The sequence below is a fragment of the Segeticoccus rhizosphaerae genome, from assembly GCF_009192725.1.
In the GTDB taxonomy this organism is placed as follows: domain Bacteria; phylum Actinomycetota; class Actinomycetes; order Actinomycetales; family Dermatophilaceae; genus Segeticoccus; species Segeticoccus rhizosphaerae.
The window spans coordinates 1-12,874 of record NZ_VOHR01000087.1; the positions used below are offsets into that span (position 1 = coordinate 1).

The 12,874-nt window shown below is 68.8% G+C and carries 11 protein-coding genes; 8 read left to right on the forward strand and 3 right to left on the reverse strand.

The genetic code is table 11. The annotated features are described in order from the left end of the window. The 8 genes from FRW57_RS09355 to FRW57_RS09390 all read left to right on the forward strand — a co-directional run. On the forward strand, positions 1-1,556 hold a 1,556-nt coding region (locus FRW57_RS09355; RefSeq protein ID WP_152185877.1), incomplete at its 5' end, for an ABC transporter substrate-binding protein. 60 nt (positions 1,557-1,616) lie between these two features. Beyond that, positions 1,617-2,549 carry an ABC transporter permease gene (locus FRW57_RS09360; RefSeq protein WP_202911618.1) on the forward strand — a complete coding sequence of 311 codons (933 nt, stop codon included), beginning with the start codon at positions 1,617-1,619 and terminating at the stop codon, positions 2,547-2,549. Further along, entirely contained in the window at positions 2,542-3,441 is a 900-nt protein-coding gene (locus FRW57_RS09365; protein WP_137122495.1) for an ABC transporter permease, read from the forward strand. Before FRW57_RS09360 ends, FRW57_RS09365 begins: the two co-directional genes overlap by 8 nt. 11 nt (positions 3,442-3,452) lie before the next feature. After that, positions 3,453-4,478 (forward strand): ABC transporter ATP-binding protein, encoded by a 1,026-nt coding sequence (locus tag FRW57_RS09370; RefSeq protein WP_137122494.1) that lies wholly within the window; start codon positions 3,453-3,455, stop codon positions 4,476-4,478. After that, positions 4,475-5,605 (forward strand): ABC transporter ATP-binding protein, encoded by a 1,131-nt coding sequence (locus tag FRW57_RS09375; RefSeq protein WP_137122493.1) that lies wholly within the window; start codon positions 4,475-4,477, stop codon positions 5,603-5,605. Before FRW57_RS09370 ends, FRW57_RS09375 begins: the two co-directional genes overlap by 4 nt. A gap of 37 nt (positions 5,606-5,642) precedes the next feature. Continuing rightward, on the forward strand, positions 5,643-6,869 hold the full coding sequence (locus tag FRW57_RS09380) for a metal-dependent hydrolase family protein (protein WP_137122492.1): 1,227 nt from the start codon (positions 5,643-5,645) through the stop codon (positions 6,867-6,869). Positions 6,870-6,942: 73 nt separating this feature from the next. After that, positions 6,943-8,355: a sugar porter family MFS transporter gene (locus FRW57_RS09385; protein ID WP_202911617.1), complete on the forward strand. Its 1,413-nt coding sequence runs from the start codon at positions 6,943-6,945 to the stop codon at positions 8,353-8,355. A gap of 330 nt (positions 8,356-8,685) precedes the next feature. Beyond that, complete coding sequence (locus FRW57_RS09390; protein WP_152185878.1) at positions 8,686-9,465, forward strand: APC family permease; 780 nt, start codon at positions 8,686-8,688, stop codon at positions 9,463-9,465. A 9-nt stretch (positions 9,466-9,474) separates the two neighbouring features. On the opposite strand, the gene lat is transcribed toward FRW57_RS09390, so the two are convergent. The 3 genes from lat to FRW57_RS24010 all read right to left on the reverse strand — a co-directional run. Beyond that, positions 9,475-10,824 (reverse strand): L-lysine 6-transaminase, encoded by a 1,350-nt coding sequence (gene lat, locus FRW57_RS09395; RefSeq protein ID WP_152185879.1) that lies wholly within the window; start codon positions 10,822-10,824, stop codon positions 9,475-9,477. A gap of 99 nt (positions 10,825-10,923) precedes the next feature. Further along, complete coding sequence (locus FRW57_RS09400) at positions 10,924-12,591, reverse strand: nuclease-related domain-containing DEAD/DEAH box helicase (RefSeq protein WP_152185880.1); 1,668 nt, start codon at positions 12,589-12,591, stop codon at positions 10,924-10,926. A 51-nt stretch (positions 12,592-12,642) separates the two neighbouring features. Continuing rightward, positions 12,643-12,874: excalibur calcium-binding domain-containing protein (locus FRW57_RS24010; protein WP_203230282.1), on the reverse strand; the 232-nt coding region annotated here is incomplete at its 5' end.

The following is a 12,874-nucleotide window of genomic DNA, read 5'->3' on the forward strand; positions in this document are numbered from 1 at the left end:
TCGCGGCCTGCACCACCGGGGGCTCGGGTGAGCCGGGCGGCGGCTCGAGCGGAGGCGGAGGCGGTGGCGGCACCAGCGGGGCGAGCGGCGGCGGAGGCGGTGGCGGCACGTTCGCCATCGGCATCGGCGTCGACCTCGACACCGTCGACCCGGCTCAGCAGACCACGACCACCGTGCAGAACGTCATCGACTACGGCCTGGAGACCCTGACCGAGCTCACCAAGGACGGCAAGACCACGCCCGGGCTCGCCACGTCGTGGAAGGTGTCTGCCGACGGCAAGACCATGACACTGAAGCTGCGTAAGGGCGTCAAGTTCCAGGACGGCACTGACTTCGACGCCAAGGCGGTCAAGTTCAATCTCGACCGGATCCGCGACCCCAAGGTGAAGGTGCCCATCGGTGGGGCGTTCCAGGTCATCAAGAACGTGAAGGTGGTCGACCCGCACACCGTTCAGCTGGACCTGAAGTACCCCGATCCCACCTTGATCAGCAACCTCGGAATCACCACGTCGGCGATCATCTCCCCCGCCTCCGCGACCAAGGACGGCAACTCCTACACCAACATCGTCAAGCCGGTCGGGACCGGGCCCTACACGTTCCAGAGCTTCAGCAAGGGCGACAAGGCGGTCTACCAGCGCTTCGACGGCTACTGGGGCAAGAAGCCCTACTACTCCCAGGTTGTCTTCCAGATCATCCCCGAGGGCAACTCGCGTGAGGCGGCGCTGCGTTCGGGCGAGGTCCAGATGATCATGAACCCGCCGGTCACCGACCTCGCGGCGCTGGACAAGGACCCGTCGATCAACGTGCTGAAGGCCCCGAGCGACCGCTCGATCTTCATCGCCTTCAACAACTCCAAGCCCCCCTTCGACAACGCCGAGGTCCGGCGGGCCCTCAACTACGCGGTCGACAAGAAGAGCATCATCAAGAACGTCCTGTTCGACACCGTCGACCTGATGGACTCCCCGCTGGCCTCCAGCCTGAGCGGCTACTGCAAGGTCGGCGCCTATGCCTATGACCCCGCCAAGGCCAAGCAGATGCTGGCCGACGCGGGCGCGACCAAGCTCTCGGTGACCTTGGGCACCCCGACCGGCCGGTACCTGCAGGACAAGCAGGCCTCGCAGGCGATCGCCGCGAACCTGCGCGACGTGGGTGTCGACGTCAAGGTGAGCACGACCGACTGGCCCTCCTACATCGCGGGGTTCACCAAGAAGGACGGACCCTACGACTTCCACCTGCTGGGATGGGCACCCGGCGCGCTGGACGCGGCCACGCAGTTCCAGATGTTCGAGAAGGCGCAGTGGCCGCCGACGGGACTGGCCACGGCCTTCTACACGGACCCGAAGGTGGAGTCGCTCATCGCGAAGGGGAACCAGGAGCTGGACGACCAGAAGCGCAACGACCTCTACTGCCAGGCGCAGAAGCAGATCTGGCACGACGCGCCGTGGCTCTTCCTGTGGAGCCAGACCCTCGACCTCGCCTACTCCAGCGACGTCGCGGGTATCTCCTACGTGCCCAACGAGAAGTTCGACACCATCTACGCGCACCCGGCGGGCTGACCCAGCCATGAGCATGCCCCGGAGGGCACGGGAGTCGCCGGGCAGGTTCGGCGGATAGGCGTGCGCGGGCTCTCGACCTACCTGATGGGACGGCTCGTCGCCGCCGTCATCACCCTGCTCGGGGTGAGCTTCGTGCTGGTGGCGCTCATCCAGTTCCTGCCGGGCGATCCTGCCCGCGTCATCGCCGGGCTGCGCGCCACACCCGAGCAGGTCGCCCGGATCCGGCAGCAGATGGGCCTCGACGAGTCCGTCCCGGTCCAGTTCTGGCGCTTCCTCGAGCACCTCTTCCACGGCAACATGGGCACCTCGGCGCGCACCGGCGACTCCGTGGTCTCGGAGATCACCGCGCGGCTCCCCTTCACCCTCGAACTGGCCATCCTCGGGACGCTGGTGGGTGTGGTCGCGGGGATCACGTTGGGCGTCATCGCGGCCACCCACAAGGACCGGCTGCTGGACAGCTTCGTCTCCATGGTCGGGGTCATGGGGATCTCGATGCCGGTGTACTGGCTCGGGATCCTGCTGATCATGCTCTTCTCGGTCAAGCTTCAGATGCTTCCGGTCTCGGGCGCGGCGACGCTGTCGAGCCTGGTCCTTCCGTCGGTCACGCTGGGCGTCTTCTCGATGGCCATCATCGCCCGCATGACCCGATCCACGATGATCGACGAGCTCGGCCAGGACTACGTGCGAACGGTGCGGGCCAAGGGCGTCGTCGAACGGGTCGTGGTCTACCGCCACGCGCTCCGCAACGCCTTCGTGCCGATCCTCACCGTCATCGGTCTGCAGTTCGGCACGCTCCTCGGCGGCGCGGTGCTGACCGAGACCGTGTTTGCGTGGCCAGGGATCGGCCGGCTGCTCGTCGACTCGATCAGCGCGCGCGACTACCCCATGGTGCAGGGCATCGTCTTCGTCTTCGCGGCGATGTTCATCGTGGTGAACATCATCACGGACCTGCTCTACACCGTCGTGGACCCGAGGGTGAGGCTCTATGGCTGAGATAGCGGTCCCGGAGAGCGGGGGCGGGGGCGGGGACAGCCTGGCCCGTCGCGAGCGTGCCCAGCTGCGCGGGCTGCGCACGCTGCTGCGCAACAAGGCTGCGGTGTTCGGCATCCTCGTGCTGCTGCTCTTCGCCGTCCTGGCCGCGGCCGCCCCCCTGCTCACCTCCTACGACCCCACCGAGCAGTCGCTCTCGGACGCCTTCCTCAAGCCCTCCGGAGCCCACCTGCTCGGCACCGACAACCTGGGCCGGGACATCCTGGCCAGGATCATGTATGGCGGCCGCTACACCTTGATGATCGGGGTGCTGGCGGTCAGCCTGGCCACCGCCATCGGGGTCCCGCTGGGCCTGATCTCCGGTTACCTCGGCGGCTGGGTCGACATGGTGATCCAGCGGATCGCCGACATCATGCTGGCGTTCAACCCCTTCCTGCTCGCGCTCCTGCTCGTCGCCGTGATCGGGGTGGGCCTCAAGAGCGTGATCATCGCGGCCGGCTTCGGCGTGGTGCCACAGTTCATCAGGCTGGCTCGTGGCCAGGCGCTGTCCTTGCGCGAGGAGGTGTATGTGCAGGCCGCGGATGCGTTCGGCTCCAAGCGGATGACCACGTTGCGCCGGCACATCCTGCGCAACTCCCTCACCCCGATCGTGGTCTTCGCCACCCTCAACATCGGGCTCACCGTCCTCGTCGCCGCCGGGCTGGGGTTCCTCGGCCTGGGCGTGCAGTCACCGACGCCCGAGTGGGGCACCATGCTCGGCGAGGCCCGGGAGTACATCTTCTACGCGTCATACACCTCGACGTTCCCGGGCCTCGCGATCTTCCTCGTGGTGCTCGGCTTCAACCTTGCCGGCGACGGCCTGCGCGACGTCCTCGACCCCAGCCTGCGGGCGTGAGAGGAGCCGACATGACCGAGCCCGTGATGTCCATCCAGGACCTGTCGGTCCGGTTCCGCACCCACGACAGCGTCGTCCGGGCGGTGGACAAGGTCAGCTTCGACGTCTACCCGGGCGAGACGCTCGGCGTGGTGGGCGAGTCCGGATCCGGCAAGAGCGTCACCATGCTCTCGATCCTGCGGTTGCTGCAGGAGTCGAAGCGGCTCGAGACCTCCGGGCACGCGTGGTTCGACGGCCAGGACCTGCTGGCGTTGCGGCAGAAGGATCTGCGCGCGATCCGCGGCCGTGACATCGCCCTGGTACCGCAGGACCCCATGACGTGCCTCGACCCCGTTTTCAAGGTCGGCAACCAGTTGAGCGAGGCGATCAAGGCGCACTTTCCCGGCAGCCGAGGCTCGTTGCGGCGCAAGGGTGTGGAGCTCCTCGACCTCGTGGGGCTACCGCAGCCGGACCGGCAGTACGACCAGTACCCGCACGAGTACTCAGGCGGCATGCGGCAGCGCGCGATGATCGCGATGGGTGTCGCCAACGACCCCAAGCTGATCATCGCCGACGAGCCGACGACGGCACTCGACGTGACCATCCAGGCCCAGATCATGGACGTGCTGCGGGAGGCACAACGCGAGAGCAACGCCAGCCTCGTGCTCATCACGCACGACCTCGGGTTGATCGCGGAGATGGCGGACCGGGTGGTGGTGATGTATGCCGGTCACGTCGTCGAGACCGGCGACGTCGCGACCATCTTCGCTCACCCTCGTCACCCCTACACGCTCGGGCTGATGGGCAGCCTTCCCCAGACCGGAGGCGACGAGAAGTGGTTGCGTCCGATCCCCGGAAGCCCGCCCAACCTCGCGGCCGTGCCGTCGGGGTGCCCGTTCCACCCGCGCTGCCTGTTGTCCAAGGGCCGGGAGATCTGTCGAACGGACCTGCCTGCCCTGGACACCGTGGAGGGTAGCCACCGGTCGGCATGCCACTTCAAGGAGGAGCTCGCGGACGAGGCAGCGCAGCTGCTGGCGCAGGCCGAGCAGATCACATGACCGACACCCAGACCCAGGCGTCCGCCGGTCGGCAGGCCTCCGACCGGGGGCCGATCCTGCGCGTGCACGACCTGGTGAAGCACTTTCCCATCACGAGTGGACTGCTGCGCAGACAGGTCGGGCAGGTCCATGCCGTGGACGGTGTGAGCCTCGAGCTGTCCGCCGGCGAGACCCTGGGGGTGGTGGGTGAGTCCGGCTGCGGCAAGACGACGCTGGGACGCACCATCATCAGGTTGCTGGAACCGACGAGCGGACGGATCGAGTTCAAGGGTCAGGACATCACGGGTCTGGGCAGTCATCAGATGCGGCTGCTCCGCCGCGACGTGCAGATCGTCTTCCAGGACCCGTTCGCGTCGCTGGACCCGCGGATGACCGTGCGCGACCTGATCGGCGAGCCGCTCCGGGTGCACGGCCTGCTCGAGCGCAGCGGTGGACGACGGCGGATCGGTGAGCTCATGGAGCTGGTCGGGCTGAGCCCGGAGCACGACCGGCGCTACCCGCACGAGTTCTCCGGCGGCCAACGGCAGCGCATCGGCATCGCCCGCGCCCTGGCCCTGAACCCCGACCTCGTGGTGCTCGATGAGCCGGTGTCGGCGTTGGACGTCTCGATCCAGGCGCAGGTGGTCAACCTGCTCCGCAAGCTGCAGGACGAGCTGGGGCTGGCCTACCTGTTCATCGCCCACGACCTGACCGTGGTGCGACACATCTCCGACCGGGTGTCGGTGATGTACCTCGGCAAGGTGATGGAGACCGGCTCGCGCGAGCAGGTCTACGGAAGCCCCAGCCACCCCTACACCCAGGCCCTCCTGTCGGCCGCCCCCATGCCGGACCCGACGTTGCGCGGCAGACGCGAGCGCATCGTCCTCGAGGGCGACGTGCCCAGCCCCTCCGACCCGCCGTCGGGTTGCCGCTTCCGGACGCGTTGCTGGAAGGCGCAGGACATCTGCGCCCGCGAGGAGCCGGCCCTGGTCGACCGTGGGCAGGGCCACCCCGTCGCGTGCCACTTCGCCGAGCCGGACCTGCGGGTGGCCTTCACCACCGACCCCGCCGCGCAGGCGGCGGACCGGCCCGGTGCTGCCGCCGACACGCAGGCCGCCGGCCCGACCGACGACATCTCGCCCAGGTGACCCCTGGGGAAGCGTTACCGACGCCAGGAGGAGCGACATGACCCGGACGGTCTTGCACGGCGGTCTCGTCTTCGACGGCAGCGGCTCCCCGCCGCAAAGGGCCGACGTGGTGATCGAGGACGACCGCATCGTCGAGGTCGGCCTCGGGTTGGACGCCGACGTCGCGGTCGATGTCAGCGGTGCCACGGTGCTGCCGGGGTTCTTCGACTGCCACGTGCACGTCATGTCTTCCGGGGTGGACCGGATGCGGCATCTGGTTGAGCCCTTCTCCTACCAGTTCTACACGGCTGCACGGAATCTCGCCGCCACGCTCGCCACGGGCGTCACGACCGTGCGGGATGCCGGAGGGGCCGACATGGGCGTGCGCCAGGCGGTCGCCGACGGGCTCATTGCCGGTCCCAACCTGTTGATCGCGGTGAACATCATCGGGCAGACGGGTGGCCACACCGACGGATGGTTTGCCTCCGGCTACGACATGCCGCTGGCGCTGCCCCACCCCGGCAGGCCGGCCGCCCTCGCCGACGGTGTCGACGAGCTTCGCAAGGTGGTCCGCACGCTGCTGCGGGCAGGCGCGGACGTGATCAAGATCTGCACCACCGGTGGGGTGCTCTCGCCGTTGGACGACCCGACGCATGCCCACTTCCGGCCGGAGGAGATCGAGGCAGTGGTCGCCGAGGCAGCGGCGGCCGGGCGCGTGGTGATGTCGCACGCCCAGGGCACCGTGGGGATCAAGAACGCGATCAGGGCGGGTGTGCGGTCGATCGAGCACGGCATCTACCTCGACGATGAGGCGATCGACCTGATGCTGTCCCACGGGACCTGGCTGGTGCCCACACTCGTCGCGCCTCGATCCGTCCTCGCGGCCGCCGCTGCGGGCGCCCAGCTGCCTCCGGCGGTGATCCACAAGGCCAGCGAGGTCGTGGAGGCCCACCGCGACTCGGTGCGCGCCGCCGTTGCCGCCGGCGTCAATGTCGCGATGGGCACGGACAGCGGGGTCGGGCCACACGGCCGGAACCTCGACGAGCTGCCACTGATGCGGGACTGCGGGATGTCTCCCGAGCAGGCCCTCGTCGCCACCACCTCGGGCGCGGCGCGACTGTGCGGCCTGCAGGACCGCTTGGGCCGGCTTGCGCCGGGCCTGACCGCCGACCTCGTCGTCGTCGACGGCGACTGCCTCGACCTAGACGGGCTGGCCGGGCGGATCCGTGCTGTCTGGCAAGGGGGCCGGGCGGTGGTCGGCACCGACGGGGGCTCGACCGGCTGAGCTGCAGTCGGGAGCCGGGGTGCTGCATGTTCTGCCGTCGGCCGGGTAGGAGGCCTCCTCGAGAGGAGGCGTCATGGTCGAGCAAGCGGCGCAGGAGACCGGCGGCTTCATCAGGGGTATGCGGGAGAGCGGCAACGGCCTGCTCCTGCGGATCTGCAGCATTGCGGCCATCGGTGGGCTGCTGTTCGGCTACGACACGGGCGTCATCTCCGGGGCACTGCTCTACATCAAGGACGACCTGCACGCGGGCAAACTGGCCCAGGAGTGGATTGTCTCCTCATTGCTCGTCGGCGCGATCGTCGGCGCGGTCCTGTCCGGTTACCTGGCCGATGCGATCAGCCGCAAGTGGACCAAGGTGATCTCCGGATGCGTGTATGTCGTGGGTGCCCTCGGCTGCGCCTTCGCCATGAGTGTCCCGATGCTCATCGGCTTCCGGTTCGTCCTCGGGCTCTCCGTGGGGACAGCGTCTTTCGTGGCTCCGCTCTACATCTCCGAGGTCTCGCCGCCACGCGTTCGCGGCGGCCTGGTCTCGTTCAACCAGCTCGCCGTCACCTGCGGCATCCTCATCTCCTACCTGGTCAACTTCGCGTTCAAGGACGTGGACAACGGCTGGCGCTGGATGCTCGGCGTGGCGGTCATCCCCGGTGCGGTGCTGGCTGTCGGCATGCTGACCGTGCCGCACACGCCGCGCTGGCTGATGTCCCGGGGCCGTGAGGACGAGGCCAGGGGGGTGCTCGACGAGCTGCGTTCGGACGACCCCGACGCGGATGTCGAGCAGGAGATCGAGGACATCAAGGAGGCCAACCGCACCGAGGGCGCGGCCACGGTGGCCGACCTGGTGAAGCCGAAGATCCGGCCGCTGCTGTGGGTCGGCATCGGTCTGGCGGTCTTCCAGCAGTTCGTCGGGATCAACACGGTCATCTACTACGCCCCCACGATCCTCGCGGACACCGGTCTGACCAAGAGCAGCTCGGTCACCCAGACCGTCTTCGTCGGTGTCACCAACGTGGTCTTCACCATCATCGCGGTGCTGCTGCTCGACCGCGTGGGGCGGCGCACGCTGCTGCTCACCGGCACGATCTGCCTGACCCTCTCGCTGATCCTGCTCGCCGTCTACTTCACCTCGAGCACGTTGCAGCAGGACGCGCCCTACCTCGCCCTCGTGGCGCTGCTGCTCTACATCGCCTCGTTCGCCGTCGGCCTGGGCCCGGTGTTCTGGCTGATGATCTCGGAGATCTTCCCGGTCGGTGTCCGCAGCAAGGCGATGTCCGTCTCGACCGTGGCCAACTGGGGCGCCAACCTGCTGGTGGCCTCGACCTTCCTCACCCTCGGCTCGGCGATCACGCGACAGGGCACCTTCTACCTCTACGCGGGCCTCGGCATCCTGGCGATCGTGTTCTTCGCGGCACGCGTCCCGGAGACCAAGGGCCGCACCCTGGAGGACATCCAGGCGGACCTCACCGGCGCCAGCGAGAGCCGGGGCTGAGCGGGCACCGAACACCGAGCACCGGCGGGGCGAGACGGCTGCCGCTCGACCTGCGACGAACGCGCACCAGGCGTACTTTCAAGTCGGAGGCGATCGTCATGGCTGCTCACCGACACCTGGAGCCCGTTGACGGCAAGGGCGGGGCACGCTCCCCGGGAGGCCTCGCCAGCGGCACGCTCAGCATCCCCGAACTGATTGCCAACAACATCGCCGAGATCGCACCGGCGATCGCCTCGATCTTCGTCTTCGCGGCCATCGGTCTTCTTCCAGATCGGGGTCTGGGTCCACACGGTCGTCCAACGCTCGTGGGGATTCGACCTGCCGTGGTGGGTGGCCGCATTGGTGCTCGAGGCCACGCTGTTGTTCGTCCGCGCCATCGCCATGCTCGTGACCTCGTGGAGCCACATCGACGGGGCGTGGTTCGTCCCCTCGAACATCAAGAAGGGCCCGTCGGGGTTCGGTCTCGGCTTCGTCCTTGCCATCTTCCTGTTCCTCGGCGCCAGCGGCTCGTCGCCGCTCGCCGAGGAGGTGCGCAACCCTCGCCGGGCGATGCCGCGCGCCATCTGGGCGGCCACCGGAGTCGCCTTCTTCATCTACGTCTTCATGGCGTGGGCGATGGTCGTCGGCATGCACGGAGGCGCGAGCAGGCTTGCCGGCGCGGCGTTTCCGTTCGTCGGTGCGACGATCGCGGCTTCCTCGCCCCTGCAGTACCTGCTCTACTTCGCCGGCTTCACGAGTGCGATGGGCATGCTCTTCGCCACGGGCAACGCCTTCGACTACACCGCCACCCTCGCGACCGACCTATCCATGGTGGTCTTCATCGTCACCAACATCGCCACCATCCCCGACTTCTGGACCCGGCACCGCGACGAGTTCTCCTGGCTGCGCCACGCCGCGGTGCCGATTCTCGGCGTCATCGCCTTCGGCTACCCGCTCTACGAGTCGGTGCTGCCGAGCCAGGCGGCTCCCTACAACTGGTTCGGCATCGCCATCCTCGTCGCCTACGGCATCTCGTTTCTGTCGGGCCTGGCCGGGACGCACCGGATCGGGGACATGGGACAGCGCCTCGCCGACGACGTGGTCGAGGAGGCGCTGCCCGGGGCGGCCTGACCGGCCGCCTCAGCCGATCGCGGTCAGTACCCGGTCGAGTGCAGCGACAGCCTGTCCGAGCTCCTGCGGCGTGACGGACAGGGCCGGCCGGAACCGGACCGACCGCTCACCGCAGCCGAGGGCGAGGACCTGCTCGTCGTCATACATGCGCTGCAGCACCTCGTCGCGCTGCGCGGTGTCGGGCAGGTCGAGGGCGCACATCAGCCCGCGGCCACGCACGTTGCTGACTGCCGGGTGCCGCGTGGCGAGCTCCTGCAGGTCGGTGAGCAGGCCGGCGCCGAGCTCCGCGGCCCGTTCGATCAGCCCCTCCCGCTCGATGATCTCGAGCAGGCGCCGCGACCGGACCATGTCGGTGAGGCCGCCGCCCCAGGTGGAGTTGATCCGGCTCGCCACGTGGAAGACGTTGTCGGCGACCTCGTCGACGCGGCGGCCGGCCATGATGCCGCCGAGCTGCACCTTCTTGGCGAACGCCACGATGTCGGGCTCGAGCCCGAGCTGCTGGTAGGCCCAGGCCGTGCCGGTCAGCCCGACGCCGGTCTGTACCTCGTCGAGGATGAACAGCGCGTCGAACTCGTGGCACAGCGCCTGCATCGCCTGCAGGAACTCGGGTCGCAGGTGGTTGTCGCCCCCCTCTCCCTGGATGGGCTCGGCGATGAAGCAGGCGATGTCGTCGGGGTTGGCCTCGAACGCCGCGCGAGCCTGTTCGAGGGCGTGGCGCTCAGCCTCCTCGACCTCGGCCAGGTGGTCCTCGAGCGGGAAGACGACGGCGGGCACGTCGATGCGCGGCCAGTCGAACTTGGGGAAGCGGGCCACCTTCACCGGGTCGGTGTTGGTGAGCGACATGGTGTAGCCGCTGCGCCCGTGGAAGGCCTTGGTGAGGTGCATGACCTTGGTGCCGAGGTCGGGCGAGAGCCCCTTGGCCTCGTTGCGGCGGCTCTTCCAGTCGAAGGCGGTCTTGAGCGCGTTCTCGACCGCGAGCGCCCCACCCTCGACGAAGAAAAGGTGCGGCAGCGCGGGGTCACCGAGCACGCGGGCGAAGGTGTCGACGAACTCCGCGTAGTGGGTCGTGTAGATGTCGGAGTTGGCCGGCTTGTTGGCCGCGACCTCGGCCAACAGGGCCATGAAGTCGGCGTCGTCGACCACCCCGGGAGGGTTGAGCCCCAGTGGCGCGGACGCGAAGAAGCTGTAGAGGTCGAGATAACTGTCCCCGGTCGTGGCATCGACGATCCACGACCCGTGGCTCGCCTTGGCATCGAGCACCAGCGCGAAGCCGCCGGTCAGGATGTGCTGAGACAGCGACTCGTGGACCTGGTCGGCCGCGACGGATGGATGGCGTGTGCTTACCTCTGTGCTCGTCATACTTCCATTTTAGACGGGTTTGCACGGGAAATCATCCCGTCTGATGCCCTGATTTCCCTCGTTTGGTGCGCGAGCAGCGTGCCCGCGCACCCGGTCGATTCAGCCGAGTCCGAGCCGGCGGGCCACCTGGTCCCCGCCGATCTCGCGGACGTCGGCAGGGTCCCCGACGACCACCAGCCGGTCGGTCGCACGGGACATGCCGACATACAGCCGCTCCCTCGACCGCTCACGGGTGTGCTGCGAGTTGAGGCAGAGGACCACGGCACGGCGCTCGAGCCCCTTGCACCCGAGGACGTGACCGTAGAAGACGTCATCCTCCTCCCAGAAGGACCGCCAGTAGCCGTCCTGCCCGAGGGTGGCCTGCCGCTCCTCCTGCACCGGGTGCCGACGGCCCGTGGTCAGCAGCGCCACGTCCTTGGCCGGCCAACCCTCGTCGAGGAGCGCCTCGACCTGCTCGTCGGCCACCTCCACCGCCGTCTCCGCAGTCGCGGGGACGAAGCCGACGTCCGGCCCCTCTCCGCCGCGCAACGTCATCCGCATGGGCGCCATCGGCCCGAAAGCCTCCGCGATCTGCGTCGTGTTGCGCAGGTTGTGGTCGAGCACCAGTGGCACGAGCGGTACCGGTGGCTGGCCGAATCGGGCGAAGATGCGCTGGTTCTCGTCGGAGTAGACATAGAGTCCGCCCTGCTCCTCGTCACGCAGCGAGCGCATCAGCGGCGTCCACCACGTGTCGGCGAAGTCCTGCGCCTCGTCGACGATGACCGCGTCGAACCGGTGCCCCTCGTCGAGTCCGTCCGCCAGCGTGCTCATGATGGCCGGCAGTCCCTCCTCCCAGAAGGTGCTGTCCTCCCGCGACCCGTCGGGCGCGCCCCACGAGCGACCCAGCTCGTGGAAGGTGCCCACGAAGGCCGGGCGGTGCCGCCGGGGCGCAGCCGCGATCTCCCTCTTGAAATGCGTGGCCAGCCCGATCGAGTAGCAGACCAACGCGACCCGCTGCGCCTTGACGTCGCCACGCCCGCGGGTGAGCTCCTTGGCCTGGGTCAGTGCCAGGACGGTCTTCCCGCTGCCGGCGCCGCCTCGCACCTCAACGCGGTGCAACAGCCGAGTCACCTTGAGCAGCACGGCCTGCTCCTGGGTGAGCCGCTCCGCGACGGCCTCGCGCTCGCCTGCCTCTGCCATGACGTCCGGCGCGGGCAGGTGGCGCCCACGCAGGATGTCGACGATCAGGTCGATGTCGTCCGCGGACGGCGCCCGGTAACGCGTCTCCTGCCGGTCGGCGACATCCCGCAACCGGCTCGCCAGGTCGTCCTGGTCCTCGCGTCCGTGCACCGCCCACCGGGGGCAGTCGGGCATCGCGAAGTCCTCGGCGAAGCTGGAGTAGGGCGCCACCACGCTGTGTGCCCAGCGGATCCGGGTGCGAGACGAGTCCCGCCACCTCGGGTCCTGCTCGACGTAGGTGCGCAGCGCGTACTTCGACGAACGCGCCTGGTCCACCGGGTCGATGGGCACGTCAGAGGAGCTGCGGCGCTGACGCCACTGGTCACCGTCGACCCACACGCTGCCGCCCTTGACCTCGACGACGACGATGCCGGCGCCGGGCATCAGGACGATCAGGTCCGCCTCGTGGTCCTTCTTCTCATCGGTGAGCCGCACGCCCGCCAGCACGGTGTCGTCGTCACGCAGGGTCGCCACGAGCCGCGCCCACACCTCGCGCTCGGACTCAGTGGTGAAGACCGGCATCGCCGGAACCGACCGTGCAGACGGCATCTTCGCTCCCCTTCGTCGTGGTCGAGTTGGTAGGAGCGAGTATGCCGTCCACTACTCACAACCGACGCCGTCGCCGTCCCGGTCGAGGTGCCGCGCGTATCCGGGGTCACCGCGATGGACGGGTGCGGCCCCGGCCGCCCGAGCAGCGTCGCAGTTCGTGTAGTAGACCGGCGCGACAGGGTTCTTCGGGATGGAGACGAGCGGTGCGGGAGGTGCCGGGTGCCGCGTGCGTTCGGGGCGGGGCGTCCGGTGCAGGGGCCGGGCGGGGGCCGCGCTGCGGTCC

What these genes read in the sequence shown, in the direction of transcription:
- FRW57_RS09365 (WP_137122495.1), top strand. Translation starts at nt 2,542, where the DNA reads ATGGCTGAGATAGCGGTCCCGGAGAGCGGGGGCGGGGGCGGGGACAGC.
- FRW57_RS09370 (WP_137122494.1), top strand. Translation starts at nt 3,453, where the DNA reads ATGACCGAGCCCGTGATGTCCATCCAGGACCTGTCGGTCCGGTTCCGC.
- FRW57_RS09375 (WP_137122493.1), top strand. Translation starts at nt 4,475, where the DNA reads ATGACCGACACCCAGACCCAGGCGTCCGCCGGTCGGCAGGCCTCCGAC.
- FRW57_RS09380 (WP_137122492.1), top strand. Translation starts at nt 5,643, where the DNA reads ATGACCCGGACGGTCTTGCACGGCGGTCTCGTCTTCGACGGCAGCGGC.
- FRW57_RS09385 (WP_202911617.1), top strand. Translation starts at nt 6,943, where the DNA reads ATGGTCGAGCAAGCGGCGCAGGAGACCGGCGGCTTCATCAGGGGTATG.
- lat (WP_152185879.1), bottom strand. Translation starts at nt 10,824, where the DNA reads ATGACGAGCACAGAGGTAAGCACACGCCATCCATCCGTCGCGGCCGAC.
- FRW57_RS09400 (WP_152185880.1), bottom strand. Translation starts at nt 12,591, where the DNA reads ATGCCGTCTGCACGGTCGGTTCCGGCGATGCCGGTCTTCACCACTGAG.